The organism is Streptomyces sp. NPDC001770 (genome assembly GCF_053596135.1).
This window is the reverse complement of record NZ_JBSFFN010000040.1, coordinates 19,091-46,042: the sequence shown is the minus strand read 5'-3', so window position 1 is coordinate 46,042 and position 26,952 is coordinate 19,091. Positions and strand designations below refer to the sequence as shown.

24 protein-coding genes are annotated in these 26,952 nt (G+C 72.3%); 9 read left to right on the top strand and 15 right to left on the bottom strand.

From position 1 onward, the window contains the following. Positions 1-25: 25 nt before the first annotated feature. From ACWCSV_RS29200 to ACWCSV_RS29190, 3 genes are all read right to left on the bottom strand, one after another. Complete coding sequence (locus ACWCSV_RS29200; RefSeq protein ID WP_451147258.1) at positions 26-1,402, bottom strand: wax ester/triacylglycerol synthase family O-acyltransferase; 1,377 nt, start codon at positions 1,400-1,402, stop codon at positions 26-28. A 172-nt stretch (positions 1,403-1,574) separates the two neighbouring features. Continuing rightward, on the bottom strand, positions 1,575-3,749 hold the full coding sequence (locus ACWCSV_RS29195; RefSeq protein WP_451147256.1) for a SpoIIE family protein phosphatase: 2,175 nt from the start codon (positions 3,747-3,749) through the stop codon (positions 1,575-1,577). Between the two features lie 86 nt (positions 3,750-3,835). After that, on the bottom strand, positions 3,836-5,029 hold the full coding sequence (locus tag ACWCSV_RS29190) for a DUF6777 domain-containing protein (RefSeq protein WP_451147254.1): 1,194 nt from the start codon (positions 5,027-5,029) through the stop codon (positions 3,836-3,838). 201 nt (positions 5,030-5,230) lie between these two features. On the opposite strand from ACWCSV_RS29190, the gene ACWCSV_RS29185 reads away from it, so the two are divergent. After that, a complete protein-coding gene (locus ACWCSV_RS29185; RefSeq protein WP_451147252.1) occupies positions 5,231-5,737 on the top strand; it encodes a DUF1990 family protein in 507 nt (168 codons plus the stop codon). A gap of 80 nt (positions 5,738-5,817) precedes the next feature. Next, positions 5,818-7,257, top strand: coding sequence for a lipase maturation factor family protein (locus ACWCSV_RS29180; RefSeq protein ID WP_451147250.1), 1,440 nt, complete (start codon positions 5,818-5,820; stop codon positions 7,255-7,257). A gap of 107 nt (positions 7,258-7,364) precedes the next feature. Here the strand turns inward: ACWCSV_RS29180 and ACWCSV_RS29175 are convergent, their stop codons facing one another. Next, positions 7,365-7,538 (bottom strand): hypothetical protein, encoded by a 174-nt coding sequence (locus ACWCSV_RS29175; protein ID WP_390961156.1) that lies wholly within the window; start codon positions 7,536-7,538, stop codon positions 7,365-7,367. 399 nt (positions 7,539-7,937) lie between these two features. After that, entirely contained in the window at positions 7,938-9,419 is a 1,482-nt protein-coding gene (locus ACWCSV_RS29170) for an SDR family NAD(P)-dependent oxidoreductase (RefSeq protein WP_451147248.1), read from the bottom strand. A gap of 339 nt (positions 9,420-9,758) precedes the next feature. On the opposite strand from ACWCSV_RS29170, the gene ACWCSV_RS29165 reads away from it, so the two are divergent. From ACWCSV_RS29165 to ACWCSV_RS29145, 5 genes are all read left to right on the top strand, one after another. Further along, positions 9,759-10,679, top strand: coding sequence for an RNA polymerase sigma factor SigF (locus ACWCSV_RS29165; protein WP_451147294.1), 921 nt, complete (start codon positions 9,759-9,761; stop codon positions 10,677-10,679). Between the two features lie 199 nt (positions 10,680-10,878). Further along, a complete protein-coding gene (locus ACWCSV_RS29160) occupies positions 10,879-12,102 on the top strand; it encodes a PP2C family protein-serine/threonine phosphatase (protein ID WP_451147293.1) in 1,224 nt (407 codons plus the stop codon). Continuing rightward, entirely contained in the window at positions 12,095-13,717 is a 1,623-nt protein-coding gene (locus tag ACWCSV_RS29155) for a sensor histidine kinase (RefSeq protein WP_451147246.1), read from the top strand. The genes ACWCSV_RS29160 and ACWCSV_RS29155 overlap by 8 nt, the downstream gene beginning before the upstream one ends. Next, entirely contained in the window at positions 13,714-14,157 is a 444-nt protein-coding gene (locus tag ACWCSV_RS29150; RefSeq protein ID WP_451147244.1) for a response regulator, read from the top strand. Before ACWCSV_RS29155 ends, ACWCSV_RS29150 begins: the two co-directional genes overlap by 4 nt. A gap of 108 nt (positions 14,158-14,265) precedes the next feature. Further along, positions 14,266-14,721 (top strand): ATP-binding protein, encoded by a 456-nt coding sequence (locus tag ACWCSV_RS29145; protein ID WP_451147292.1) that lies wholly within the window; start codon positions 14,266-14,268, stop codon positions 14,719-14,721. A gap of 101 nt (positions 14,722-14,822) precedes the next feature. On the opposite strand, the gene glgC is transcribed toward ACWCSV_RS29145, so the two are convergent. Together glgC and glgA are read right to left on the bottom strand one after the other, a co-directional pair. Further along, positions 14,823-16,040, bottom strand: a complete 1,218-nt coding sequence (gene glgC / locus ACWCSV_RS29140) for a glucose-1-phosphate adenylyltransferase (protein ID WP_390961164.1) — start codon at positions 16,038-16,040, stop codon at positions 14,823-14,825. A 43-nt stretch (positions 16,041-16,083) separates the two neighbouring features. Then, the gene (gene glgA, locus ACWCSV_RS29135) at positions 16,084-17,253 is read right to left on the bottom strand and encodes a glycogen synthase (RefSeq protein ID WP_451147242.1); all 1,170 of its coding nucleotides are present in this window, start codon (positions 17,251-17,253) and stop codon (positions 16,084-16,086) included. Between the two features lie 238 nt (positions 17,254-17,491). Here glgA and ACWCSV_RS29130 point away from each other — a divergent pair, with 238 nt between their 5' ends. Continuing rightward, complete coding sequence (locus ACWCSV_RS29130; protein WP_451147240.1) at positions 17,492-18,601, top strand: DMT family transporter; 1,110 nt, start codon at positions 17,492-17,494, stop codon at positions 18,599-18,601. Here the strand turns inward: ACWCSV_RS29130 and ACWCSV_RS29125 are convergent. The 3 genes from ACWCSV_RS29125 to ACWCSV_RS29115 form a co-directional block, all read right to left on the bottom strand. After that, positions 18,591-19,880 (bottom strand): peptidoglycan DD-metalloendopeptidase family protein, encoded by a 1,290-nt coding sequence (locus ACWCSV_RS29125; protein ID WP_451147238.1) that lies wholly within the window; start codon positions 19,878-19,880, stop codon positions 18,591-18,593. The two genes, ACWCSV_RS29130 and ACWCSV_RS29125, sit on opposite strands and share 11 nt — an antisense overlap. Before the next feature lie 209 nt (positions 19,881-20,089). Continuing rightward, entirely contained in the window at positions 20,090-21,463 is a 1,374-nt protein-coding gene (locus tag ACWCSV_RS29120; protein WP_451147236.1) for an NAD(P)/FAD-dependent oxidoreductase, read from the bottom strand. A 53-nt stretch (positions 21,464-21,516) separates the two neighbouring features. Continuing rightward, positions 21,517-22,344: a class I SAM-dependent methyltransferase gene (locus tag ACWCSV_RS29115; protein WP_451147234.1), complete on the bottom strand. Its 828-nt coding sequence runs from the start codon at positions 22,342-22,344 to the stop codon at positions 21,517-21,519. Positions 22,345-22,416: 72 nt separating this feature from the next. Between ACWCSV_RS29115 and ACWCSV_RS29110 the strand changes: the two genes are divergently transcribed. Then, positions 22,417-23,019: a TetR/AcrR family transcriptional regulator gene (locus ACWCSV_RS29110; protein WP_451147232.1), complete on the top strand. Its 603-nt coding sequence runs from the start codon at positions 22,417-22,419 to the stop codon at positions 23,017-23,019. A 34-nt stretch (positions 23,020-23,053) separates the two neighbouring features. Here the strand turns inward: ACWCSV_RS29110 and ACWCSV_RS29105 are convergent, their stop codons facing one another. The 5 genes from ACWCSV_RS29105 to ACWCSV_RS29085 all read right to left on the bottom strand — a co-directional run bounded on the left by ACWCSV_RS29105 (position 23,054) and on the right by ACWCSV_RS29085 (position 26,918). Next, on the bottom strand, positions 23,054-23,614 hold the full coding sequence (locus ACWCSV_RS29105) for a GNAT family N-acetyltransferase (RefSeq protein ID WP_451147230.1): 561 nt from the start codon (positions 23,612-23,614) through the stop codon (positions 23,054-23,056). 85 nt (positions 23,615-23,699) lie between these two features. Beyond that, positions 23,700-24,035 carry a hypothetical protein gene (locus tag ACWCSV_RS29100; protein WP_451147228.1) on the bottom strand — a complete coding sequence of 112 codons (336 nt, stop codon included), beginning with the start codon at positions 24,033-24,035 and terminating at the stop codon, positions 23,700-23,702. A 63-nt stretch (positions 24,036-24,098) separates the two neighbouring features. Further along, positions 24,099-24,665, bottom strand: a complete 567-nt coding sequence (locus tag ACWCSV_RS29095; RefSeq protein WP_451147226.1) for a hypothetical protein — start codon at positions 24,663-24,665, stop codon at positions 24,099-24,101. Between the two features lie 216 nt (positions 24,666-24,881). Further along, positions 24,882-25,436, bottom strand: a complete 555-nt coding sequence (locus ACWCSV_RS29090; RefSeq protein WP_451147224.1) for an N-acetyltransferase family protein — start codon at positions 25,434-25,436, stop codon at positions 24,882-24,884. A gap of 126 nt (positions 25,437-25,562) precedes the next feature. Further along, entirely contained in the window at positions 25,563-26,918 is a 1,356-nt protein-coding gene (locus ACWCSV_RS29085; RefSeq protein ID WP_451147222.1) for an ROK family transcriptional regulator, read from the bottom strand. Positions 26,919-26,952: the final 34 nt, after the last annotated feature.

The following is a 26,952-nucleotide window of genomic DNA, read 5'->3' as shown; positions in this document are numbered from 1 at the left end:
CCCCCTTCGTCGAGAATCAGTCCGATCACTTCACCAGGCCGAGGGCTCGCAGGGGTGCCCCGGCGAGCTCCTGGAGCGACGCGAGTTCGTCCGTCATCGCCGCTCCGAGCAGGTCGAGGTCGGGGAGCGCCCGGCCGTCGGCGACGAGCCCGACCTGCACCCGCCCGCCGTACGTCGAGAGCGCCACGGCGAGCGACTGCCCACGCGCCAGCGGGGCCATCGGGTAGAGGGAGCGCAGCGGGCAGCCGCCCAGCGAGAGATCGGCGCGCGGCAGCGGGACGCTGGTGACCAGGAGGTCGAAGAGCATCCGGGCCGCGTTCCCGGCCAGCGGGGCGCCGAAGCGGTGGGCGAGCGGCGGCAGCCGGTCGGCCAGTACGGCGACGGCTCCCGCGCCCTTCAGCGGGCCTGCCGCCTTGTTGCGTTCCATCGCGATGCGTACGGCCCGCAGCCGGCGGCGGGCGTCCGGTTCGGAGACCGGGAGGCCGAGGAGGTAGGCGGAGAGACGGTTGCCGTTCTGGGCGGCCGAGCCGGGGCGCCGGCGCGAGACGGGCACCAGGGCCCGGGGATCGTCACCCGGCAGTTCCTCGCCGCGCCCGGTCATCCAGCGCCTCAGCGCCCCGGCGACGACGGCGAGCAGCACGTCGTTGGCCGTACCGCCTTCGGCTCTGCGGACGCGCTGCACGGCCTCGGCGTCCAGGTCCGCGGTGACGAGCCGCCGGGTGCCGCTGGAGCCTGCCGCCAGGGCGCCGGAGCCGCCGGGCGCCAGCCGGCTCGCGCGGACCACGGAGGCTCCGACGCCCAGCGCCCGCCCGACCTCTTCGAGCCGGCCGAGCGCGAGACCGGCGACCTCCCGGGGGCCGGGCATCCAGGAGCGCGGCGGGACGGGGGTGCGCCGTACGGCCGTCGCGCGGCGGGAGGCGACGGCCGCGATCTCGTCGAAGATGCCCGCACCGATCGCGACGGCGCGCATGCCGTCGGCCAGCGCGTGGTGCAGCTTCACCAGCACGGCGAACGGACCGTCGCCGGACCCGCTCTCCAGCAGGTACATCTCCCAGGGCGGCAGCCCCCGGGCGATCGGGCGTTCCATCAGGTCGCCCGCGAGCGAGGCCGCCGCCGCCATGAAGTCCCCCGGTGGCAGGGCGGCGCGGTGCACATGGAGGCGGACGTCGAAGTCCTTGTCGGTGGACCAGGCCGCGCCGCCGAGGGGCAGCAGGACGTCCCGTACCCGCATCCGGAGCCGCGGGACGGCGGCCGCGCGCTCCCGGAGCAGTTCCAGCACGTCCTGCCGAGGGCCACCGGACACCGGGGAGAAGACGGCGAGCGCGCCCAGGTGCATCGGGTGGGCCTCGGACTCCAGGTGCCAGAAGGCCAGATCGAGAGGGGCGAGCAGTTCGGTACCCATGCGGGACCTCATGTCATCGGGGGAAGAGCTGGACCGCCGTACGACCCCAGTCAAACCACGGCGGTCGGTTACGGTCAAGAACGGACATGTTACTTTCCGCTACCGCACAGTAGGCGCCGGAATCCGTTCACGGGCTGGCAAAGTCCGGTCCGCGTCCGGGTGAGGGCGGGGCTCAGGAACGCCGGGACGGGTTGAACCGTCCGGGGCCGCCGGGCCGGTCGGGCGGCTCCGGACGGTCGGGGAGCTCGTGGGGCTCGCGGCGGCCGGGCCGGCCCGGCCGGTCGAACCGTTCGGGGATGAGGAACTCCCCCCAGACGCACTTGCCGCCGCCTCGCGACTCCACCCCCCAGACGTCGGCGAGCCGGTCGACGAGCATCAGCCCGCGCCCGGAGACTCCGGCGTCCCCCGCGTCGCGGCGGCGCGGCAGCGCGCTGGAGCGGTCCTCCACGTCCACGCGCAGCCGGCGCTCGCCTCCGGCGAGGATCCGGATGGTGACGATCGCCCCGCCGTCCGTATGCATCAGGGCGTTGGTGATCAGCTCGTCGGCGGCGAGTTCGATCTCGTCCGCGCGTTCCCTGGCACCCCAGGCGCGGACCGCCGCCCGGATCATGTGGCGGGCCGAACTCAGCGCCTCCGGGTCGTTCTGGGCGACGTGCTGCCGGAGCCGCCCGCCGGGCTGGGGTGTGGGCGCCGCGTCCCGCCGCAGCAGGAGGACTGCCACGTCGTCCTCGCCGCCGTGCTCGTCGACCGACTCGCAGAGCTGGTCGGCCAGCCGCCGGATGTCCTGCGGGCCGCCCCGCACCATGTCGGTCAGCAGCCGCATTCCGGCGTCGAAATCGGTGTCGGGGAGCTCCACCAGCCCGTCGGTGTAGAACACCAGCGTCTGCCCGGGGTCGAGTTCGACGGTGCTCACCGGATAGTCCAGGCTGCCGAACTCGGCGGAGAGCCCGAGCGGCAGGCCGCCTTCGACGAACAGCTTGTGGCAGCTGCCGTCGGGGTTGCGGATCAGCGGTTCCATGTGCCCGGCCCGGACCATCTGCATCACCCCGGTGGTCAGGTCGACCTCGGCGTAGTTGCAGGTGGCGAAGCGGTCGGTGTCCAGCTCGTGCAGGAAGACGGAGGCGCGGGCCATGACCGTGGCGGGGCTGTGCCCCTCGGCCGCGTAGGCGCGCAGCACGATCCGGAGCTGTCCCATCACGGCCGCGGCGTGGGTGTCGTGGCCCTGCACGTCCCCGATGACGGCGCCGACCCGGCCGCCGGGGAGCGGGATGACGTCGTACCAGTCGCCGCCGATGTCGCGTCCCATCCGGGCAGAGCGGTAGCGGACGGCGACCTGCGCGCCCGGCACCTCCGGAATGCGGCGCGGCAGCATCGCCTGCTGGAGCCCCTCGGCGAGGTCGTGCTCCTGCTCGTAGAGCATCGCGCGCTGGAGGCTCTGCGCGATCGAACTCCCGAGGGAGACCAGGAGGTTGCGCTCGTCGGCGGCGAAGCCCACCCGGTCGTCGTAGAGCAGGCCGAGCGCGCCGATCGGGCGGGCCTGGGCGATCAGCGGCAGATAGGCGGCGGAGGTGATCCCGAGGTGGCCGACCTGCTCCCAGAGCTCGGGGTACGAGGTGGCGAAGTCCTCGGAGGTCTCGATGAACCGGGGGTCCAGCGTCCGCAGCACCTCGCTCATCGGGTACCGCTCGTCCACCCGCGTGTAGCGGGTGCCCGGCACGAACGACCCCTCGGGCCCGTCCGCCACCAGGTGGATGCGCCCGGCCTCCAGCAGCCCCATGACGAGGCTGGTCGCCCCCAGGTGGGCCAGGCCCCGGGAGTTCTTGAGCACGTCGATGACGTCCTGCACGGTACGTGCGTGGGCGAGCGCCGCCGACGTGGCCTGCACCAGGCTGGTCCGCCGGCGCCGTTCCTCGTCGAGTTCCTGACGCGCGGCGGAGTCCGCCAGTTCCTGGGAGGCGTCCCGGACGATGCCCAGGATGCGGCGGGGCCGGCCCTCGGCGTCGCGGCGGATGAACCCCTGCGTGTGGGTCCAGCGCAGCGAGCCGTCGCGGAGCCGGCAGCGGAAGTAGGCGCCGTAGCTCTCCCGTCCCGCCTTCAGCGCCTGCGTGACCATGGCGTCGAGCCGGGCACCCTCGTCCTCGGGCACCCGCAGGGAGAGGGAGGTCGGCTGGTCGTCGTACTCCTCGGCCCGCAGATCGAACACGTCCAGTGCGGGCTGGTCCATGTGCATGAGGCCGCTGTCGAGATCCCAGTCGAAGCTGCCCATACGGTTCAGGGCGAGGCTGAGGTCCGGGTGGGCGGGCCAGTCTTCCGGGAATGACAGGGCACCCGCTACCCGATCATCCATGTCGGCCACTCTGCCACCCTTTGTCCGATTCTTCGAGCGGTTCGCGAGGCGGGCGGGCCCCGGCAACGCGACGCGGCCTGTGACGGTCACGCCGTGGACGTCTCCTGGGCCGCCTCCGCCTCACCCGGAACCCGGGCGGGCTCCTGGACTCCGGAGTCCGCGTCCCCGGTGAAGTCCGGCAGATCCACGTACGGATCCCCCGTGAAGTCCGGCAGGTCCGCGTACGGATCCCCGGTGAAGTCCGGCAGATCCACGTACGGATCCCCCGTGAAGTCCGGCAGGTCCGCGTACGGGTCAGAGGTGAAGTCCGGCAGGTCCACGTAGGGATCCCCCGTGAAGTCGGGCAGACCGTCGCCCGGGTCCGGGGAACCGGGGGCGGGAGCGCCGTCCGGGCCGGGGGCGGCACCGGGATCGGAGTCCGCCGTGCCGTCGGGCACCTGCCGCGCTCCGTCCGAGGCGTCGGGCGAGAAGGGGAAGAAGCCGTCGCCAGGGGCGGCCGCCGGCGGGGCGGAGGGGTTCCTGTCCTCGGCGCCCTCTCCACTCGGCCGCTCGATCCACGTCCCCTCGACGAGATCCGCGATGACCAGGGCCTCCAGCACGCCCGAGCTGGGAGCGACGTCCAGCACCCGCTCGGGGGCGTACCCGGCCCAGCGTTCGCCCCGGTCGGCGATCCGGCCCGTGAGGGCCACCGCGGGCGCGAGCGGGTTGCCGGAGGCGCACCGCACCCGGGGCAGCCCCCGGCCGTCGACCATCACGGCGGTGCCTGCCTGGAGCACGGTCTGGAAGCTGGTGGGGGCGCCCGAGGCGAAGCCGTGGTCGGTGACCCGCACGTCGGCCCGCAGCACCACCGGGGTCAGCGCGCGCAGGTATCCGGGGATCTGCACCGCCTCGATGCCCGCCACCCGAGCGAAGGCCCTGGCCCGGGCGGCGTCCTCGGTCAGCAGGTCGGCCTGCGCGCCCACATCGCAGCTGGGCGTGTTCCGGACGCCTCCGTAGAGCCCCGCCGCGTCGCCCGTGACGGTGCGGACGGCCGGAGCGGCGGCGGGGGCGCCGCCCGCCGGAAGCGCCGGGGCGTCCTCGGCCCCGGGGACCGCTCCGGCCGTGGACCGGGTGAAGGGCGCGGGTCCCCGGGCGGCGGCCGGCTGGAGCAGCACCTCGTGGCCGACGCTCGTCGCGGCGGGCCGGGCGGGCCGGGGCGCGCCGGAACACCCGGCAGCGGAGAGGGCCGCCACGGAGACCACGGCGGACAGGGCATACGGAAGTCGTCGGGACGAGCGCACAGTGCTCTCCTGCCAGTACGTACGGGGGTGGTGGGTCTCCTCATGTCTGACGCACCTCCGTACCGGTCGCAAGCCGGGATACGGCCGCCCGGCGCAGCCTTGAACACGTTCAAGAGAGGCGCTAGGCTCGACGGCGGACCACCGCGTAGCGCCCGTGGCACCACGGCCCGGCGGGCTTACGCGAACAGAGGGACGGCCGACGTGCGCACCTTCACCTATCCGGAGACCGGCGCCACCCGTCGGCGCCCGCTGCCGCGCGGGTACGACCATCTGCACCACCGCACCCCGGTGGGCCGGGGCCGGGCGGCATTCGAGGCGGCCGGTGCGGCGGTGACCGAGTGGCGCATGCACCGTGCGGCGGGAACCCTCGTCGCGGCGTCCGCCGACCGCGCCGAGGCGGGTACCTCCGTCGAAGTGACTCTGCGCCTGGGGCCGTTGCATGTCACGGCCCCCTGCGAGGTGGTGTGGGCCGAGTACACATCCCAGCGCATCGGGTTCGCGTACGGAACGCTCGACGGCCATCCGGAGCGGGGCGAGGAGTCCTTCGTCGTGGAGCTGGCGGACGACGGCACCGTCTGGTTCGCCGTCACGGCGTTCTCGCGGCCCGCCCTCTGGTACAGCCGCCTGGCCGGACCACTCGTCCGGGTGTTCCAGCGGAGCTACGTCCGGCGCCTGGGGCGGACACTGCGCCGTATCGCGGCCGCCTGAGTCCGAGTCAGGACAACGGGCCGCCCCGAGCGCCGCGTCGGTCACGCGGCGCCGGGCCGGGCCGGACGATACTGACGCCGGTGGACTGGTTCACCGCGGACACCTACGGGCTGAGCAGGCTGATCTTCCAGCGGGCTCTCGCCGCCGTCTATCTCACCGCGTTCCTCACCGCCGCCCTCCAGTTCCGCGCGCTCATCGGCGAGCGGGGCATACTGCCGGTGCCCGAACTGCTGCGGCGCACCCACTGGACCGCCGCTCCCGGGATCTTCCGGCTCCACTACTCCGACCGCTTCTTCGCCGCCGTCGCCTGGTCCGGCTGCGCGGTCTCGGTCGCGCTCCTGGCCGGGCTGGACGGACTCCTGCCGCTGTGGGGCGCCCTGCTCCTGTGGGCACTGCCCTGGGCCCTGTACCTCTCGATCGTGCAGGTCGGGCAGGTCTGGTACGGCTTCGGCTGGGAGTCGCTGCTGCTGGAGACCGGGTTCCTGGCGATCTTCCTCGGCAACGAGCGGACGGCGCCGCCGGTTCTGGTGCTCTGGCTGATGCGCTGGCTGCTGTTCCGGGTGGAGTTCGGGGCCGGTCTCATCAAGATGCGCGGGGACGAGTGCTGGCGCCGGCTGACCTGCCTGGACTTCCACCATGAGACGCAGCCGATGCCGGGCCCGCTCAGCTGGTTCTTCCACCATCTGCCGGCCCCGGTGCACCGAATGGAGGTGGCAGCCAACCACGTCACCCAACTCCTGGTCCCCTTCCTCCTCTTCACTCCTCAGCCGGTGGCGGGCGTGGCGGCGGCCGTCATGGTGGTCACCCAGCTGTGGCTGATCCTCTCCGGCAACTTCGCCTGGCTGAACTGGCTTACGGTCGCCCTCGCGCTCCCGGCGGTCGACTGGTCCCCGCTCGCGGGGTCTCCCCGGCCTCTGCCCGCCGCCCCGCTCTGGTACGAGATCGTGGTCTGCGCCGTCACCGTCCTTCTCCTGGTGCTCGGTTACCGGCCGGCCCGCAATCTGCTCTCCCGTCGCCAGGTGATGAACCGCTCCTACGACCCACTCCATCTGGTCAACACCTACGGCGCGTTCGGCAGCATCAGCAGGGTGCGGCTCGAAGTCGTCGTCGAGGGAACCGACGACACGGTGATCCACCCGGGCACGCGCTGGCGGGAGTACGGGTTCCGGGGCAAGCCGGGGGATCCGGGCCGGCTCCCCCGCCAGTTCGCCCCGTACCATCTGCGGCTCGACTGGATGATGTGGTTCGCCGCGCTCTCCCCCGCGTACGCCCGTTCCTGGTTCGGCCCGCTCACCGAGCGGCTGCTGCGCGGCGACCGGGACACCCTGCGTCTGCTGGGCCACAACCCCTTCCCGGACGGACCGCCCGCCCACGTGCGGGCGTCGGTGTACCGGTACCGCTTCACCGACGCCGCCGAACTGCGGAGCACCGGGCAGTGGTGGCACCGCACCTACGTGCGGGAGTTCATGCGCCCGGTGCGCCGGCCGCTGCCGCTCCGGCCGCCGGAGGACTCCGGGTGAGCGGCGCGACGGGGCGGCCCGCACCGCCCCTCCCGGACGTGCGAGAGCCCCGGTCCCACCCGTCGGGGCGGGGACCGGGGCTCTCGTGCACGGCGGGAGACCGGGGGTCAGTCGATGCCGGGCAGGATGTGCGGTTCGGCGAGGTCGTCCTCGTATCCGGCCAGCCGGATCGGAGCCGACCTCGCCCAGACCTCGATGTTCCGGAGCTTCTCGGGTCTACGGGCCCGATCGCCGGTCCGTTCGGCCGGTCGCTTCTCGTCTGTCGTCAGTTCAGGTGTCACCGCGCACTCCTTCGCGTCGCGTAACCCCCGGCAGTGGGGTACCGCGGCTTCTCCACCGCGGACCGCCGCACACAGGGGCAAGGGCATGGGCATACGGTCGCGGTGGCGCCGGTACGGGGCGGGACGACGGCCTGGTTGCAGACCTGTCCCGGGACGATCGAGGAAGCTTCGTGGATCCCTCGGTGCCGTCCGTTCGCCCCAGCGTAACCAAATGAGCGGCATCCCGCTCGACAGAACGTGTGCCTTGGGTCACTTTCGGCCAAATGAATCCGCTCAGCAGGGCTGCGGCGGGGGGCTCCGGGGACGGCGAGGACGGGTGGGACGGGCGGGACGACGACAGGACGGCCGCACCCCGGGTCGGGGTGCGGCCGTCCTGTGAACCTCATGGTGCCGGCGGTGTCACCAGCCGGCGGGGGCGTAGTCCTTCAGGAAGCAGCCGTAGAGCTCCTCGCCCGCTTCGCCGCGCACGATCGGGTCGTAGACGCGGGCGGCACCGTCCACCAGGTCGAGGGGGGCGTGGAAGCCCTCCTCGGCCAGGCGCATCTTGTCCGGGTGCGGGCGTTCGTCGGTGATCCAGCCGGTGTCGACGGCCGTCATCAGGATGCGGTCCTTCTCGAACATCTCCTGGGCGCTGGTGCGCGTCAGCATGTTCAGGGCCGCCTTGGCCATGTTGGTGTGCGGGTGGCCCGCTCCCTTGTAGCCACGGCTGAAAACGCCCTCCATGGCGGAGACGTTGACCACGTACGCCCGGCCCGCGGCGGCGGCCATCGCCGGACGCAGCCGGCTGATCAGGATGAACGGCGCGGTGGAGTTGCAGAGCTGCACCTCCAGAAGTTCGATCGGCTCGACCTCCTCCACCGTCTGGATCCAGCTGTTGGTGTCGTGCAGGTCGGGTACGAGCCCGCCCGCGTCGATGGCCGTGCCGGCCGCGATGCGCTCCAGTGAGGCGGATCCGGTGACCAGCGCCAGCCCGGTGACGTCGTCGGCGGTCAGCCCCTCCCTGCGGGCGGCGGGCAGCGCGGCCACGCGGTCGACGCTGCCACTGCCGAAGGTGCCGATGACCTCGGCGGGCGGCAGTACCCCGGCGGGCAGCGGAGCGGACTCGGCGGCGAGCAGCTCGCTGTACGCCTGCGGCGACCGGCGTACCGTCTGCGCCGCGTTGTTGATCAGGATGTCCAGCGGGCCCTCGGCGGCGACGGAGTCGGCCAGCGCGACGACCTGGGCGGGGTCGCGGAGGTCGATGCCGACGATCTTCAGCCGGTGGATCCACTCGTCGCTGTCCGGCATCGCCTTGAAGCGGCGGATCGCGTCGTTCGGGAAGCGGGTCGTGATCGTGGTGTGGGCGCCGTCGCGCAGCAGCCGCAGCGCGATGTACATGCCGATCTTCGCCCGGCCGCCGGTGAGCAGCGCGCGGCGGCCCGTGAGGTCCGTACGCGCGTCGCGCCGGGCCCGGTTCTCGCGGGCGCAGTCCTGGCAGAGCTGGTGGTAGAAGGCGTCCACCTCGGTGTAACGGGTCTTGCAGATGTAGCAGGAACGCGGCCGCTGGAGGATGCCCGCGATCTCCGCGGTGGCCGAGGAGGAGGGCAGGACGCCCTGCGTCTCGTCGTCGATCCGCTCGGCGGAACCGGTGGCGGTCGCCTCGGTGACGGCCTTGTCGTGGGCCGTCTTGGCGGCGCGGCGCTCCTGGCGGCGGCGCTGCTTCACGGTCCGGTAGATCCCGGCGGTGGCCCGCCGCACCTTGATGGCGTCCGGGTGGTCGACGTCGATGGAGTCGAGCTCGTCCAGCACGCTCAGGCAGACGGCCAGCCGCTCCGGAGCGATACCGGGACCGAAGTCCTCGATGCCGGGCGCGAGTCCCTGGCTTTCCTCTGTCACCGTCATGCTGCTGCTTCCTCTGTCGTCCTGGGTCGTGTCGGCGAACCGGAGTCGGTCAGGTCGTCGTGACCCCGGCCACGTTCCGCCGGACACCGCCTGCCCCGCGGGCCACCGGTCGTCGCGGGCCCGGACACCCGGTCAAGTCTGCCATGTGCGCAACCCTCCTCCGTCCGGGTGTACACATGCTCCGCGCGCGCAGACGGGCGCGGTCAGGGCTGCCGGTGACAGGGCCCGCCCACCGCGTCGACGGGATCTCCGCGAAAGTTTCTGAAATTGGCAGGCATGACTCCGGAATACCCGGGCAGACGCCGGACCGACAGCTACGGCAACAGGGAGGGCGACACCATGACGGCGATGTCACTGCGAACCACCGGAACCGACGCCACGGAGGCGTCGCGGCACGACCGGGCGGGAACGCGGACACCTGCCGGTGTCGGTACGGAGACGGGCCTGGGCGAACTGCCCTGGATCGAAGAGGCCGGGAAGGTGGCCCCGCAGGACGCGCGGGCCCTCTCGAAGATCTTCTTCGACCGCCTCCAGACGGTCGAAGAGGGCACCCGCGAGCACCAGTACGCCCGCAACACCCTCATCGAGATGAATCTCTCACTGGTGCGGTTCGCGGCCTCGCGGTTCCGCAACCGGGGCGGGGACGACACCGAGGACATCATCCAGGTCGGCACGATCGGCCTGATCAAGGCGATCGACCGGTTCGACCTCTCCCGCGAGGTGGAGTTCGCCACATTCGCGGTGCCTTACATCGTGGGTGAGATCAAGCGGTTCTTCCGCGACACCACCTGGTCCGTGCACGTGCCGCGCCGGCTCCAGGAGCTGCGCGTCGAACTGGCGAAGGCGAAGGAGCAGCTCTCCTCGCAGCTGGACCGCGACCCCACGGTGAAGGAGCTCTCGGCCCACCTCGACCTCTCCGAGGAGGAGATCATCGAGGGTCTGGTCGCCGCCAACGGCTACTCGGCCGGCTCGCTCGACACCCCGTCCTCCGACGGCGACGACGGCCAGGACCAGCGCGCCTACGCCGAGATGCTGGGCGAGCGGGACCCGGCCATGGAGACGGTCGAGAACCTGCACACCCTCGCGCCGCTGCTGGAGCAGCTCGACGACCGCGAGCGCCGCATCGTGCAGATGCGGTTCGGGCAGGAGATGACCCAGGCGCAGATCGGCGCGGAGCTGGGCGTTTCGCAGATGCACGTGTCGCGGCTGCTGAGCCGGATCGTGGCGCGGCTGCGCGCCGGGATGTCCGTCGAGGAGTAGGACCGCTTCAGTCGGGAAACAGCCGCCGGATGCCCTCCGGCCGGCCCTCCCGGGACCCACGTCCGGCGCTCCGGCACCGGGCGTGGGTCATTTATGCTTCCAGGCGAGGCGTGGGGCGACCCGCGCCATCCTTACGAGGGGGTGGAGTGTGACCGAGCTGCCCACGAGGGGTGTGCCGGTCCGTCAGGCGGGACCCGCCGTGGTTCCCGCTCAGCAGACGACGGCCGTCGCGGCCGCGGACGGCTCCGTATGGGGCATGGACGCGGTGATCCTTCTGGTGGAGGACGACGCCGGGGACGCCCTCCTGGTGGAGGAGATGCTCTCCGACAGCGACCTCGACCCCTCGCTCACCTGGTGCAAGACGCTGGCGGAGGCGCGACAGTTCCTGCGGACCTGCCGCACCCCCGTCTGTGTGTTGCTCGATCTGCACCTTCCCGACGTGCACGGGCTGGACGCCGTGACGCAGATCGTGGAGGCGTCCGGGGACGCGGCCATCGTGGTGCTGACCGGACTGACCGAGGCGGGTACCGGGCTCTCAGCGGTGGCCAACGGTGCCCAGGACTACCTCGCCAAGGGCCGGCTCGAACCGGAGACGCTGGGCCGCGCGATCCGGTACGCCCTCCAGCGCAAGCAGGTGGAACGGGCCTCGGCGGCGCTGCGGGCCAATCAGCAGATGGCCCAGGAGAACGCCCGCCTGGAGCGGGGACTGCTGCCCGTGCCGCTGCTGCGGGACGACCGCTTCGAGGCGGTGGCCCGCTACGAACCGGGCCGGGTCCACGCGCTGCTGAGCGGTGACTTCTACGACGTGGTGCAGACCGCGGACGGCACGGTGCACGCGGTCATAGGGGACGTGTCGGGCCACGGCGCGGCCGAGGCGGCGCTCGGGGTGTGTCTGCGGGTGGCCTGGCGTACCGCGGTGCTCTGCGGCACCAGCCCGCTCGACCAGATCAATCTCCTGGAGGAGATCCTGGTGGCGGAGCGTTCCGACCCGCACCTCTTCGCGACGGTGACCACGCTCACCTTCCCGCCGGACGGGAGCCGGGTGGGTATCGTGCGCGCCGGTCACCCGGGGCTGCTGCTGCGCCAGGGCGGCAAGATCTCCTGGGTGGAACCCGAGACCGGTATGGCGCTCGGGCTGCTCCCGGGAGCGCGGCACTGGTCGGAGAGCGAGCTGGCGCTGGGCCCGGACAGCAGTCTGGTGCTCTTCACGGACGGTCTCTTCGAGGGGCGTACCGGCCCCGACAGCCGCCTCGGCGAGGAGGGGCTCCTCGCGATGGCGCAGGGCTGCTCGGAGCTGGCGGCCCGACCGTTCATCGACGCCCTCGTGGCGGGGGCCACGGCCGGGGCTGCGCCCTTCGGCGGGCTCGCGGACGACGTGGCCGTATTGCATCTGAGCTGGGAAAAGGTGGAGAACAATGGCTGATCCTCAGGGGAAGCCCATACGCGCTGGAGGCGCCTCACGGCTGTCGGTGCAGAGCTGGGTCCACCTCATCCTGGGCGGCTTCGTCGTCGTGGTCGTCACGTGTCTGGTCATCGGCGCGGTCGTCCTCAACGACATGTCCGCGCGGACGACGGACCTGGTCGACCGGGTCCAGCCGGCGCGCTCCGCCTCCTTCCAGCTCCAGAACGCGCTGCTCAACCAGGAGACCGGGGTCCGGGGCTTCGTGCTGACCGGCGACGACTCGTTCCTCGAACCGTACAAACAGGGGCAGCGCGACGAGAAGGAGCGGCTGGCCCGGGTGCGGGAGCTCGTCGGGTCCGAGCAGCCGTACGCAGGTGACCTGGACCGGATCGCCGCGGCGGCCGAGAAGTGGCGGACCTCGCAGGCCGAACCGCTGATCGGAGCGGTGCGGGCCAGCGGTCCCACCGGGGAGGCGTCGGCGCCGCTGCTCCAGAGCAAGACGGAGTTCGACGCGCTGCGCGCTCTCTACGGCGCCCAGCAGGACCACTTGGACCAGGCACGTGACCACGTTCGTGCCCAGCTGGACGACGCCCGCGCGACCCGCGACCGGGTGCTCATCGCGCTGATCGCGGGGTTCCTCGCCTCGGTGGTGGCGCTGAGCCTGCTCTTCCACCGGGTGGTCGGCAGGCCGCTGAACCGGCTGCGCGCCGCCTCGGACGAGGTCAGGTCGGGGACGTACGAGGGGAAGATCGACGTACACGGTCCGGCGGACGTGCGGTCGGTGGCGACGGCCGTCGAATCCATGCGCGTCCGGCTGGTGGACGAGCTCGCGGAGTCGCGGAGCCGGGAGACGCTGCTCGCCGAGCAGACGGAGGAGCTGCGCCGTTCCAACGCGGAGCTGGAGCAGTTCGCGTACGTCGCCTCGCACGACCTCCAGGAGCCGCTGCGCAAGGTGGCGTCCTTCTGCCAGCTGCTGGAGAAGCGGTACGGCGACGAGCTGGACGCGCGCGGCAAGCAGTACATCGACTTCGCGGTGGACGGCGCCAAGCGGATGCAGGTACTCATCAACGACCTGCTGACCTTCTCTCGGGTGGGCCGGGTGCACGAGAGCTGGCAGCAGGTGGACATGGAGCGCGGGCTCGACCGCGCGCTGGCCAATCTGACGCTGGCGATCGAGGACGCGGGCGCGGAGGTCGTCCGGGAGGATTCCCTGCCGGAGGTGCTGGGCGACTCCACGACGCTGGCGATGGTGTGGCAGAACCTGATCGGCAACGCGGTGAAGTTCCGCCGCGCGGATGTTCCCTGCCGGATCGAGGTGGGGTGTGTCCGCGAGGACGCGCTGTGGCACTTCACGGTGGCGGACAACGGCATCGGCATCGCGCCGGAGTTCGCGGACAAGGTGTTCATCATCTTCCAGCGGCTGCACGCCAGGGACGCGTACGACGGCACCGGCATCGGGCTCTCCCTCTGCCGCAAGATCATCGAGTTCCACGGGGGCCGGATCTGGCTGGACCCGGAGCCGAGTGAGGGTACGCTGATCCACTTCACCCTGCCCGTCAGCCCGGATGCCCCCACGCACACCACGGCGGAGCTCCTGGCTCCCGCCCTGCTCGCCCCGTCGGGAGATGCCACGTGACCAGTTCCGTACAGCCCATCGAGGTCCTCCTGGTGGAGGACGACCCCGGCGACGAGCTCATGACGCGCGAGGCGTTCGAGGACAACAAGATCCGCAACACCCTGCACGTGGTGCGGGACGGGCAGGAGGCGCTGGACTTCCTCTACCGGCGCGGCCCGCACGCCGAGGCTCCCCGCCCCGACCTGATCCTGCTGGATCTGAACCTGCCGAAGTACGACGGCCGCCAGGTGCTGGAGCAGATCAAGAGCGACGCGGAGCTGGCCACGATCCCGGTGGTGGTGCTGACCACGTCCTCCGCCGAGGAGGACATCCTGCGCAGCTACAAACTGCACGCCAACGCCTATGTCACCAAGCCGGTCGACCTGGACCAGTTCATCGCGGCGGTCCGGCAGATCGACGAGTTCTTCGTGACGGTGGTGCGGCTTCCCGGGCGTACGTGAGCCCGCCGCCGGTTTTCCGGATTCACCAGGAGTGGGATGCCCCGGCCCGGGTAGACGGCTCCCGTGACAACGACTCTCACCTCCCTCGCCGGGCCCTGGCTGGAGCACATGAACGAACAGGCCGCTTCGTTGCCGGACGCACCCGGACCTGGCATTCCCTGCACCGATGTACTGCTCACGGCGGAGGTGTTCGACGGTGAGCCCGGGTGCATCGCGCAGGCGCGTGCCCTGGCGGACCGGTTTCTCACCCGGCTCGCGGCCGAGTGGTTCGCGCCGCTGGGCGCCCACACCCGCAGCGATCTGATGCTGACGGTCAGCGAGCTGGTCACCAACGCGGACCGCTACAGCCACGGCCCGTACCTCCTGGAGCTGGAGGGCACCGCCGAGAGCGTGAGCGTGACGGTCTACGACAGCAGCACCGCGCTGCCGGTGCTGTACTCCCCCGACCCCTCGCGGCTGGGCGGGCACGGCATGGAGATCGTGGTGGCGCTCTGCGACCAGGTGACGGCGGAGGCGGTCCCGGTGGGCAAGCGCATCCGGGCCGAGTTCCGGCTCGGTTCCTGAGCCTCGGCCCCGGAGAACCTCAGCCCCGGAAGAGCCTCGGCTCGGCGTAGCCTCGGCCGCTGGACCGGCGGGCTCGCGGCCCGGACGCGCCGGGCCGCTCCTCAGCGCACCGGCTGACCCTTGCCGAGGGCGATGACACCGTTGCCGGAGACCGTGTAGAACTCCCGGTCCCGCTCCGGGTTGACGCCGATCGCCGCGCCGGGAGGAACGTCGACGTTCTTGTCGAGGATGGCACCCCGCACGATGGCGCCGCGTCCCACCCGGACGTTGTCGTGCAGCACCGACCCCTGGACGACGGCCCCCTCGGCGACGACGACGCCGGGCGAGAGGACCGACCGGGAGACCTGGCCGCGGATCACGCAGCCGGGGCTGATGACCGACTCGCTCGCGATCCCGCCGGCCACGATTCTCGCGGGCGGCAGCGGACCGGCGTGGGTGTAGATGGGCCAGCGGCGGTTGTCGAGGCTGAAGGCCGGCCGGTCGGAGAGCAGATCCATGTGGGCGTCGTAGTAGGCGTCGAGCGTGCCCACGTCGCGCCAGTAGCCGTGCTGTACGGACGTCTCGCCGGGCACGTGGTTCTCGTCGAAGTCGTAGACCTGGGCCTGGCCGCGCGCGGTGAGCATCGGCAGGATCGAGCCGCCCATGTCGTGGACCGAGTGCGGGTCCTCGGCGTCCCGGTGCAACGCGTCCACCAGGACCTTCGTGGTGAAGAGGTAGTTGCCCATGGAGGCGAAGACCCGGTCGGGGTCGCCCGGCAGGCCGGGCGGGTCGGTGGGCTTCTCCAGGAATCTCTCGACCTGGGTGCCGTCGGTGCCGGGTGTGATGATCCCGAACGCGGACGCCTCCGCGCGCGGCACCTTGATCCCGGCGACGGTGACGCCCGCTCCGTTGTCGATGTGCTTGGCCAGCATCTGGCGCGGGTCCATGCGGTAGACGTGGTCGGCACCGAACACGGCCACGTAGTCCGGCTGTTCGTCGTGGACCAGGTTGAGCGACTGGAGGATGGCGTCGGCACTCCCCAAGTACCAGCGCGGGCCCAGCCGTTGTTGCGCGGGCACCGGTGTGACGTAGTTGCCCAGCAGGCTGGACATCCGCCAGGTCGTGGAGACGTGCCGGTCAAGCGAGTGCGACTTGTACTGGGTGAGTACGCAGATGCGCAGCACGTCCGCGTTGACCAGGCTGGACAGGACGAAGTCGACCAGCCGGTACGTGCCGCCGAACGTCACCGCCGGTTTGGCCCGGTCGGCGGTGAGCGGCATCAGCCGCTTGCCCTCCCCTCCCGCGAGTACGATTCCGAGCACCGAAGGTCCACCGCGCATCGCCGCCCCTTTGTCCGACCTCCACCGGCGCCTTTGCCGGTGGTTACTCACCTGTCGCGCAGATCTCCCGGTACAGCTCCGCGGTGCGGCCGGCCACCCGGTCCCACCCGAACTCCTCCACGGCGCGCCGCCGTCCGGCCGCGCCCATCCTCCGGGCCCCGGCGGGATCGCCGACCACTCCGTTCAGTGCCTGGGCGAGCCGTAGTTCGAACCGGTCCGGCTCCTTCTCGTCGTAGGGAACGAGTACCCCCGTGACCCCGTCTTCCACCACCTCGGGGATACCGCCGACGGCGGAGGCGACCACGGGGGTGCCGCACGCCATCGCCTCCAGGTTGACGATGCCGAGCGGTTCGTACACCGAAGGGCAGACGAACACTGCCGCGTGGGTGAGGAGTTGGACGATTTCGGGCCGGTCGAGCATCTGCGGGATCCAGTGCACGCCCTTGCGGCCGGCGTCGAGTTCCTCGTACGCGAGGCGGAACTCCTCGGCGAGTTCGGGGGTGTCGGCGGCTCCGGCGCACAACACCAGCTGGGTGCCCGGCTCCAGGAGGCGCGCGGCGCGCAGCAGGTGCGGGACGCCCTTCTGACGGGTGATGCGCCCGACGAACAGGACGTACGGCCGGTCCGGGTCGATGCCGAGCCGGGCGAGGACGTCCGTGCCGGAGTCGGGGGCGTAGAGACGGGTGTCGATGCCGTTGTGGATGACCCGCACCCTGGCCGCGTCGAGCTCCGGGTAGCAGGCGAGGATGTCGTCGCGCATGCCGTGCGACACCGCGACGACCGCGTCGGCGGAGGCGAGGGCGGTGCGCTCGGCCCACCCGGAGAGGGCGTATCCGCCGCCGAGCTGCTCGGCCTTCCAGGGACGCAGCGGTTCCAGCGAGTGGCAGGTGACCACGTGCGGAACGCCGTGCTGGAGTTTGGCGAGATGGCCGGCGAGGTTGGTGTACCAGGTGTGCGAGTGGACCAGGTCGCGGTCGCCGAGCGCGGCGGCCATCGACAGGTCCACGGAGAGCGCCCGCAGCGCGTCGTTGGCGTCGGCCGGGAGTGCCGGGCGGTGCCAGTGCACGCCGTCCTCCCGTCCGTCGGGTTCGCCCCAGGCGTGCACGGCGAGATCGACCAGTGGCCGTAGTTCGCGCGCCAGGAACTCGACGTGCACTCCGGCGCCGCCGTACACGCCGGGGGGATACTCGCGGGTGAGCAGTCCGACCCTCATGCCTTGATGGTCACTCACCCGGGGCGTACGCGAAAGACCCCGTCACCTGTCGGTGGGGAGCCGTGGTCACTTTACGGGTACACGTCGTGGCGGTGCGGATCTTCTCCGGCGGCCCGGGGGAAGGAGGGCTACCGTCGAAGGAAGGACGTCGCACACCTGCCCGTACTACGGAGGCAGTACGCCGGATCGCCCCCTCTGGGACGACGACTCGGCGGCTCGCAAAGGACATCGTGGTCCCATGAGTTCCCTCGTGCTTTCGGTGCTGCTGTCCCTGGTCTCCGCGGTCGCCTACGCGGCCGGGGCGATCGTGCAGGAGCGGGTGGCCTCCGGTGGGGACCGGCGCTCGTACGCGCCGTTGCGCAACGGCGCCTGGTGGGCGGCCGTGGGGCTCAACGGCGCGGGGGCGCTGCTGCACGTGGTGGCGCTGGCGTACGGTCCGCTCAGCCTCGTCCAGCCGCTCGGGGCGCTGACGATCGTCTTCGCGCTGCCGATGGCGGCGCTCTTCGTCGGGCGGGCGGCGGGACGCACCGCGTGGCGCGGGGCGGTCATGGCGACGGTGGGGCTCGCGGGACTGCTGGCGCTCACCGGGAGCGCCGAGTCGCACGCGCTGGGTGGTGCCGAACAACTGCTGCTGGCGACCGCGACCTTCGGGGCGGTCGCGGCGCTCTTCCTGGCGGGTCAGGGGCTGGGGCGTGTGTCGGACACCGCCGGGCGGACGGGACTTCCGACGCACGCCCCAGGGGTGCAGCGGCCCATGATGCGCAGTGTGGTGCTGGCGACCGGTGCGGGGGTGGCGTTCGGGATGGCCTCGGTGTTCACCAAGACGGTGGCCGTCGAGTGGACCTCGGGCGCGCTCGGCGAGGGGCTGCCGTCGCTGCTGGTGATCGCGGTGTTCGCCGCCGCGGGGCTGCTGCTCTCGCAGGCGGCGTACCGGGGCGCGGGGCTGACCGCGCCGCTGGCCACGGTGACGGTGGTGAACCCGGTGGTGGCGGCGGTGGTCGGGCTCACGCTCTTCGGTGAGCACTTCCGCTTCGGGCCGGTGGGGACCCTGCTGGCGCTGGCGAGCGGTGCGCTGGCGGCGGCCGGGCTGGTGCTGCTGACGACTCAGCGGCTGGCTGCCGAGCGGCGGGGCGACCGGCCGGCCGGGGAGGCGGACGGGGCGGGCTCCGGGGCGACGCGGCGCCGGGCGCCCGGCCCCCGGAAGGGCGGGCGGGAGCGGGTGGAGCTGCCGGAGCCCGCCGAGGAGCCCGAACCGCCCGCCGCCGGAGCCGGCGGCGCCGAGCGGACGCACTCCCCGGCGGTGGGCGGGCCCGCGTCTGCCGCCCCCGGTGGCGGGCTCAGACCTTGACCCCGCCGGCCCTCAGGTAGGCGAGGGGGTTCACGTCGGAGCCGTAGCCGGGTCCGGTCCGGATCTCGAAGTGGAGGTGCGGGCCGGTGGCGTTGCCGGTGGAACCGGAGCGGGCGATGCGCTGTCCGGCGGAGACCTGCTGGCCCGCGCGCACGTTGAGGGCGGAGAGATGGGCGTACTGGCTGTACTTGCCGTCGCCGTGGCGGATGACGATCTCGTACCCGTACGCGCCGGCCCAGCCCGCGGAGACGACGGTGCCCTTGGCGACGGCCTTCACCGAGGTGCCGGTGGCGACCGGGAAGTCCACGCCGGTGTGGTAGCCGCTGGCCCAGGAACCGGACTGGTGGTACGGGGTGCCCAGGGACGCCTGTACGGGGGCGACCATGCCGGCGGCCTTCGACGGCTGCTTGGCGGGAGCCGGCTTGGCCGCCGGTTTCGCCTGCGCGGGCTTGGCTGCGGGTTCCGCGGCGGCGGGCTTGGTGGCGGCCGGCTTCGTGGTGGCGGGCTTGGTGGCGGCGGGCTTCGCGTCCTGCTGTTCCGTGGCGCCGGACGCCGCCCGGGCGGGCGCGAGGTCGAGCCGCTGGCCGGGGAGGATGAGATCGGGGTCCTCGCCGATGACCGTGCGATTGGCGGTGTAGAGCCGCTGCCAGCCGCCCTGGAGCCGCTCGGTCGCGGCGATGGCGGAGAGCGAGTCGCCGCTCGCCACGGTGTACGCCTCGCGCTTGCCCGGCACCGTGGTGGGGGTGGCGGCGGGGGTCTTCTTCGGCGCCTGCTTCGCCGTGGCCGCCGGCGTCCGCGGGGGCGTCTGCCTGACTGCCTGCTCGGCTTCCTGCTTTGCGGTGGCCGGTAACGCGGCGGGGCGGGAGCCCTGGGTCTGGGTGACCGTACCGGACCCCGCGGCGTCCCGCGTCAGCCCGGCACGCTCGGAGCAGACCGGCCACGCCCCCGGCCCCTGCCCGTCGAGGACCTTCTCGGCGACCGCGATCTGCTGGTCCTTGGTCGCGAGGTCGGCGCGCGCGGCGAAGGCGGTGCCACCGTACGCGGCCCAGGTGGACCCGCTGAACTGGAGCCCGCCGTAATAGCCGTTGCCGTTGTTGATGTGCCAGTTGTTCGTCGACTCGCAGGCGGCGACCTTCTCCCACGTGTCCGTCGACGCGGCGTGCGCGGTGCCCGCTGTGATCAGCGGCAGGGCTATGCCCGCACCTCCCGCCGTCACCGTGAGCGACGCCCGGTTGATCCGGCTCGGCTGGTATCTGCGATGCCGTCCGTTCGCGGCCATGATGCGGCTCCCCCGCTGGCAGGTGGACACAGTTCAGGCGTCAACTTAGGTGCGCACAAAGGCTCGTGACAAGTACGCGACCGCACCGGCATCCTCGCCGGAGCCGGGCGCGACGGTCCGGTACCCGCCCTCCGGGTGTCTGACCAGGGCCGCGAGGAAGGTCGCCGCGATACGGGCGGCGATCGGTGACCATGGCCACTGCCTGTCCATCAGCCGGGGAGGACCGCGTTCCACTCCTCCCGGGTGGGGCCGTCGTGGCGGGGCGTGAAGCCGGGGCGCGCCGCCAGCCAGGCATGGACGTGCCGGTCCACTTCGTCGGTGCCGTAGGCCTCGTGGGGGTGGAGCAGGAGGTGGCGCACCTGGGCGCGGGCCCGCATCACGACGGGATCCTCGAAGGCGCAGGCGGCACGGGCGGCGGCCCACCGGTCCGGGTGTGGCGAACTCACCGCGAGGCGCTGCCCGTTGGCGCGGTCTGCGGCCACCTGCCCGTCGAACCACGGGCGGAGGGCCTGGTTGGTCCAGGCGTGGTACGCAGCCGGATCGGCGGCGATCCGGTCGGCATGGGCGGCGAGGTACTGGGCGGCGCGCAGCCCGAGGGCCGTTCCCTGGCCCAGGGTGGGGTTGGTGTGGACGAGGCTGTCCCCGGCGCCGACCAGGCCGGCGACGACAGGTCCGTGCGCGTCGGCGAGGGCCGTCCAGCGGTTGTCCAGGCCCGCCATCGCCAGGACGTCCGACTGCGGGGCGGGAGCCAGGGCGAGCCAGGCGTCGATGGCGGGGAACAGCCGTCCGGCGGCCTCGAAGACGGCCGGGTCGGTGAGTGCGCCGCGGCTGGGATCGCCTGTCGGGAGAACGAGGTTGACGGCGAAGGTGCCGTTGTCGGAAGGGAAGACCCCGGCGAGCGCGAACGGTGCGGCCGAGCCGGTCTTCACCCGGCCGGGGTCGCGTGGCCCGTCCGGCCGCAGGCGGTACCAACGGCACAGATAGGCGATCCCGGTCCGATGGCTTTCGGCCACGGGCGGGCGGCAGCCGGCCCCGGTCAGCCAGCCGGGCACCGGCGAGCGCCGCCCGGACGCGTCGACGACGAGGTCCGCCCGGTACGCCTCCTCCCCCACCCGTACACCGGTGACCCGGGCGGGTCGGCCCGCCTCGACGGTGAGGCCGTGCACCCGGCAGCCCGGCCGCACGTCGATGCCGGGTTCCCGCCGCACGGCCGCGAGCAGGGCGGCCTCCAGCACGATGCGGCGGGTGCGCAGGGTGACCAGCTCCTCGTCACCGGCCCGGTACGGGGGATGCTCGCCGAACCAGTCGAACTCGTGGTACTCCCGGGCCCCGCGCGCCAGCAGGTCGGCGTAGACGTCGGGCGCCTCGGCGCGCAGCACCGTGCGCACGGGAGCGAGGAGCGCGTGGGGCTGGTTCGCCTGCGGGACCCGGGGTCTGCGCCAGTGGAAGAAATCCTGGTCCAGGTCGTCGCCGGCCTGTCGCCCGTCCTGCTCGAAGAGCGTGACCGGGTGGCCGCGCCGGGCGAGCATGAGCGCCGCCCCCAGCCCGCTGATCCCCGCCCCGATCACCGCGACCCGTGCCATGAGTGCCCCCTCGCGTCCCGTACTCGTGCCCGTAGCCGTTCGGGTGCTTCCGCTCAGGAGGAGGCGGCTCGTACGGCGGTCACGGCCAGGGTGGTGTACTCCATCGTGAAGCGTCCCCCCAGGGAGTCGATGGCGCCCCCGACCGCCTCCAGTACCTCGGCAAGCCGATCGGGTGCGAGTCGGGTGAGGCCGCCGGTGGTGGGGAGCAGATCCAGCCATTGTTCGCGCGTGTAGGGCCGCTCCCAGTCGAAGCGCCACTGCTCGGGATCCTCGAACTGTCCGGTCTCCCGGACCTTGTCGGCGAGCTTCGCGTAGACCGCCTGGTAGAGGCCGAGCGGACGCCGGGCGGGCTGGTCGCCGAACGGCGAGTCGGGCGCCGCCCGCCGGAGGGCCTCGGCCAGCGGTTCCGCCACCTCGGCCGGCGGCTCGTACACGTGCCCGAAAATCGCCAGCCGTCCGCCCGGACGCAGGACACGGGCGGCCTTCACGGCGCCCGCGACGGGGTCCACCCAGTGCCACGACTGCGCGGCGACGACCGCGTCGAAGGTCCGGTCGCCCGGCTGCCAGCCCTCGAAGGTGGCCACCTCGACCCGCAGGCCACGGGCTCGCGCGAAGTCGGCCATCCGCGCATCGGGCTCGACGCCGAGCACGTCGCAGCCGAGCGCCTGGAACTGACGGGCCGCGATGCCGGTGCCACAGCCAACGTCCAGCACGTCGCACCCGGGGCTCCCGGCGGCGATCCGCGTCACCAGCGCGTCGGGGTAGCGGGGCCTGGCCCGGTCGTAGCCTCGCGCGTCCGCGCCGAACGACTCGGCCGTCCGCCGGGCCTGATGCATCGCCACGCGGGGCGGTTCGGGCTGCTCTCGCGGTAATGTGGGCACGCGCCCACCTTAATGGGCGTGCGCCCACTCGACAACGGGTTCCAGGGGGCCGCAGCGCGAGAGGATCTGTGAGTGCCGACCGGGGTGCACCTTCGCGACGCGCGGCAACAACTGTTCGACGCCGCCGAACGCGTGCTGCTGCGGGACGGGCCGAACGGGCTGACCAGCCGGGCCGTCACCGACGAGGCGGGATGCGCCAAAGGCGTCCTGCACCGGCACTTCGCCGACTTCGACGCCTTCCTCACCGACCTGGTGCTCGACCGGGCCGCGCAGTTGGAGCGGCAGGCGCAGGTGCTGCGCGGATCCGTCGGCACGGGCACCGTGGCCGGCAACCTCACCAGTGCGCTGACCACCCTGTTCGGGCCGGTCCCGGTGGCCGTCATCCCGCTCATCACCTTCCGGGACGAGCTGCGCGCACGGCTGCGGCACGCCCGGCCGGGAGGCGGCATCGCGATCCTCGCCGAGGCCACGACCGCGATCTCCGGTTACCTCGCGGACGAGCGCGGACGGGGCCGCATCGCGGCGGATGCCGACATCGACTCGCTCACCCTCTCGCTGGTCGGCGGCGGGCATCTCCTCTTCGCGGACCACGCCCCCGGTCCGCCGGCCACGGCAGCCGTCAGCAGGCTCGTGACCGCGGTCGTCGCGGACGCCGTGGGCAGGCGACCGGCTTGAGGGAACCGCCGCGATCGCTGCCGAACGGCGGCTCCTACGGGTGCCGCTCCCACGTGGTCCGGGTGAGTTCGTACTCGACTTCGCCGTGCTCGGAGCCTTCGATCGCCTCGGGCCAGTCCCCGGTGAAGTCGCGGAGAAACGACAGGCCCGCCTTCTCCATCACACGCCGGGATCCCGTGTTGACCGCCATGGTGTTCGCGGTCACCCGCTCCACCCCGAGAGCCGTGAAGCCCTCGCGGATCAGCGCCCGTGCCCCCTCGGTGGCGTAGCCGCTGCCCCAGGCGGCCTTGTTCAGCCGGTAGCCGATTTCCACCACGGCAGGGTCGTGGTCGTCCAGGGGGCGGAATTCGAACCATCCCAGGAAGACGCCGGTGCCTTTCTCCTCCGCGGCCCAGTAGCCGCGGGTCCCGAAGCACGGGTGATCGTGGAGGAGCCTGGGCAGGGTCTGCGCCCGGATCACCGCGCGGCTCACGGGCCGCCCTCCGTTGATGAAGCGCATGACCTCAGGGTCGTTGTCCAGGGCGAACAGGTGGTCGGTGTCGGCCTCGGTGAACGCGCGCAGCACGAGCCGGTCGGTCTCCAGGAAAGTGTTCACGCCGCGATCTTCGCCACCGGCAGCCGGGACCGCTACCGGATATGCGCAGCAGGCCGGCGGCGGAGTGGCGTATCCACCATTTCGGTCATGGTGGCGGATTGGTTCCCTGGATGACCGGCCGGCGGGAGCCCGCTGCGGCTGGTACGAGCAGTCGGACTCCTGTGCCGTGGAGGGTCACGAAGGCGGTGTGGACGGGGTCGAGTTCCTCGACCGCGCGCCCGAAGTAGGCAAGGATCTGCGTCAGTTCCAGGTCGACGGTCTCTGTCGAGTCGATGATGCGGTCGAAGCGGGCGCCGAGGCGAACCGGCCCGAGCACGCACCGCACGGTGGCAGTGGCCTCGGCCGGCCCAACGAGGTTGAACTGATCGATCACCAGTTCCACCTCGGCCGCGTGACTGCCGGAAGCGAGGGGCTCGGTCATGGCGCGGCCTCGGTGCAGCGGACCAGGATGACGGTCCCGGAGCGGGCGTCGGGGACCGAGTCCTCAGGGCCCGGCGGCGGCTGTGCCGCTGAGCGTCTCACGTCCCAACACTACGAGCCTCTCAGCCAGTTCCTCGTACAGTTCAATGGCCTCGCTCGCACGTTGAACGTCTCCCCGTCCACGAGCCAGAAGTTCGACCTCGTCGCACCAGAGGCTCAAGGCCGACATCATGTTGTCCGCGGCACGCGCCATCCTCTCCGGCCCGAGCAGCTTCACGACGTCCACGGCTTCATCGACCTCCTCGACGGCCGATCTGAACTGCTGAGGCACTTGGGACGTGCCGGAGAGCCGCCGAGCACCCTCTCCTTGCGATGCCACTTGCGCGGCGTAGCCCACTCGGTACGCGCGACCGCACGTCGTGACGAGCGTCGAATAGGCGGAGGTTCTTCCCTGCCTCTCCGACTGGTCGTTCTGAGTGCGCCGCTGTTCCGATCCACCGAGGCGGGTGGCGGTTCGCGTCCCCACAACTCCGCTCGCCGCACCCACGAGTGTTCCGATCAGCCCGACAACCGCTCCATCCATGTCCTCATTCAAGTGGAAGAGGTCGAAGGATGCCCGGCTCTCTCCCAAAACTCGAAGCCGACCTGGTGCATATATGGACCCTGTGGGTCATATCGACTCATGCGCGACGGTCGAAAGGGCGTAGACCGAGCGACAATCCGCCTCGCCACGACGGTCTGGCCATCGAATGGCACCCGCCAGGTCCGGAGTGCGCAGGATCGGCACTCGCACACACCGATGGACCGACCCGCGCACCCGGCCGGTGATGCCGGGCTCGACGACGGATCACCGGAGCGCGAGCTTGAACCCCTCGTGGCTGCGCGCGAACCCCAGTGCGGTGTAGAAGCGGTGCGCGTTCTCGCGCTGGTTGCCGCTGGTCAGCTGGACCAGTGCACAGCCACGCGTGCGTGCCCGGGCGACCGCGAGTTCCATCAGGGTACGGCCGAGCCCGCCGCCGCGCCGGTCCGCGCGGATCCGTACCGCTTCGACCAGGACCCGTTCGGCACCGCCCTTGCCGAGCCCCGGGATGTACGTGGCCTGGAGGCATCCCACCACCGCGCCGTCGTCCTCCACCAGGACCAGCATCTCGTTGCGCGGATCCGTGTCGATCGCCGCGAAGGCGCGCTCGTACGCATCCGTCACGACGACCGACGCCGGGTCCACGACGCGCTCTTCGTCGGCGAGCAGGGCCAGTACGGCGGGGAGGTCGGCGCGGGTCGCGGGGCGCAGAGCGGGAGAGCGCGCGGGCCCGGACGCGGACCCAACGAGCCCGGACGCGGGCTCAGTGGCCTGTGACGCGGACGCAGCGGCCTCGGACGCGGGCTCAGGGAAAGGAGACATGGCTCAGACCCTAACCAACCCCCGGCCGGGGAACGTCGCGCCCCCGGTCCGGTGATCACGGCCGGTTCGGGGCGCCACAGGATTCACTCCGGCCTGGCCGCCGGGCAACTCCGACGTCCTTCCGCGTCAGACGCCTTCGGCGACCACCGCCCTGGCCCGCACCGCGTCCGCCGGGGTACGGGCGGGGCCGGCCGGGGCGTCGGGGGCGGGCAGCGGGGTGGGGCGGCTGCCGCCGCGGGTGAGGAAGTCGGAGAGGGGCAGGGTGGCCGCGCCGACGGTGACGGCGTCCGGGCCCAGCCGGCCCATCTCGATGGTGACGCGGGAGGCTGCGTGGCGGAGCGCGTACGCGTCGGCGTACCGGCGGATCGCGGGGAGGAGGTGGGGGCCGATCAGCAGTCCCGCCCATCCGCCGAGCAGGATCCGCTGGGGCAGGAAGAGGTTGACGAGGTCAGCGAGTGCGGCACCGAGGCATTCGGCCGTCTCGTCGAGCAGGGCCACCGCGACGGGGTCGGGGTCCGCGCCGCCGGGCGGCGGGTAGGCGGCGGCGAGGAGGGCGGCGAGCGCCGCTTCGTCGTCGGTGTCCTCGGGGAGCGGTCCGCCGGCCTCGTACCAGCGTTCGCGCATCGCCTCGCCGCCCGCGTACGCCTCCAGGCAGCCGATGGAGCCGCAGCGGCACCGGCGCCCCCTCAACTGGACGGTGGTGTGGCCCCATTCGAGGGGGACGCTGACGCGGTTCTCGTCGAGGACACCGCCCCGGTTCACGCAGGCGCCGACGCCGGAGCCGATGAGGGCGATGGCGGCGGCGTCCGCGCCGCGTCCGCCGCCGAACCACATCTCGGCCTGCCCGAGCGTCTTGGCACCGTTGTCGATGAAGAACGGCACCTCGGCCGGGATGTCGACGGCCTCGCGCAACAGCCGTTCGAAGGGAACGGCCCGCCAGCCGATGGTCTGCCCGTGCACGACGGCCCCTGATCCGTCGGGGCCTTCGCTCCCCGAGGAGTGGGTGCGTTCGATGATGCCGGGAACACCGATGCCGATGCCGAGCAGCCGGTGCGCGTCGGCGCCCGCGTCGGCGAGGACGTCCGCGACAGCGGCCCGCACATGGCCGACGATGCGCTCGACGTCGTACCCGTGCTGCGCCAGCGGCCTTTCGGTGCGGGCCAGTTCGGTGAGAGCGAGGTCGAACAGCTCGACGCGCACCCGGGTTTCGCCGATGTCGATCCCGATCAGCAGGCCGCCCGCGGGCGCCACCCGGAGGAGGGTGCGCGGCCGCCCGCCGTCCGAATCGACGATGCCCGCCTCTTCGAGGACCCCCTCCGCGACGAGTTCGGCGACGACGTTGCTGATGGAACCCGAACTCAGCCCGGTGGCCGGGGCGAGCTCCTGGCGGCTCAGCGGGCCGTCGAAATACAACCGTTGCAATACCCTTGCCCGGTTGCCCCGTCGCAGGTCACGCACGGTCCGTCTGTTGCGCTCGGCCATGTTGCTCCCTTCCTTCCGGCAACATACCCCGGTC

Excerpts from the sequence above, each read along its gene's own strand:
- ACWCSV_RS29195 (WP_451147256.1), bottom strand. The coding sequence starts at position 3,749 with ATGGATGATCGGGTAGCGGGTGCCCTGTCATTCCCGGAAGACTGGCCC.
- ACWCSV_RS29130 (WP_451147240.1), top strand. The coding sequence starts at position 17,492 with ATGAGTTCCCTCGTGCTTTCGGTGCTGCTGTCCCTGGTCTCCGCGGTC.
- ACWCSV_RS29200 (WP_451147258.1), bottom strand. The coding sequence starts at position 1,402 with ATGGGTACCGAACTGCTCGCCCCTCTCGATCTGGCCTTCTGGCACCTG.
- ACWCSV_RS29085 (WP_451147222.1), bottom strand. The coding sequence starts at position 26,918 with ATGGCCGAGCGCAACAGACGGACCGTGCGTGACCTGCGACGGGGCAAC.
- ACWCSV_RS29145 (WP_451147292.1), top strand. The coding sequence starts at position 14,266 with ATGAACGAACAGGCCGCTTCGTTGCCGGACGCACCCGGACCTGGCATT.
- glgC (WP_390961164.1), bottom strand. The coding sequence starts at position 16,040 with ATGCGCGGTGGACCTTCGGTGCTCGGAATCGTACTCGCGGGAGGGGAG.
- ACWCSV_RS29165 (WP_451147294.1), top strand. The coding sequence starts at position 9,759 with ATGACGGCGATGTCACTGCGAACCACCGGAACCGACGCCACGGAGGCG.
- ACWCSV_RS29100 (WP_451147228.1), bottom strand. The coding sequence starts at position 24,035 with ATGACCGAGCCCCTCGCTTCCGGCAGTCACGCGGCCGAGGTGGAACTG.
- ACWCSV_RS29170 (WP_451147248.1), bottom strand. The coding sequence starts at position 9,419 with ATGACGGTGACAGAGGAAAGCCAGGGACTCGCGCCCGGCATCGAGGAC.
- ACWCSV_RS29120 (WP_451147236.1), bottom strand. The coding sequence starts at position 21,463 with ATGGCACGGGTCGCGGTGATCGGGGCGGGGATCAGCGGGCTGGGGGCG.
- ACWCSV_RS29090 (WP_451147224.1), bottom strand. The coding sequence starts at position 25,436 with ATGTCTCCTTTCCCTGAGCCCGCGTCCGAGGCCGCTGCGTCCGCGTCA.
- ACWCSV_RS29125 (WP_451147238.1), bottom strand. The coding sequence starts at position 19,880 with ATGGCCGCGAACGGACGGCATCGCAGATACCAGCCGAGCCGGATCAAC.
- ACWCSV_RS29155 (WP_451147246.1), top strand. The coding sequence starts at position 12,095 with ATGGCTGATCCTCAGGGGAAGCCCATACGCGCTGGAGGCGCCTCACGG.
- glgA (WP_451147242.1), bottom strand. The coding sequence starts at position 17,253 with ATGAGGGTCGGACTGCTCACCCGCGAGTATCCCCCCGGCGTGTACGGC.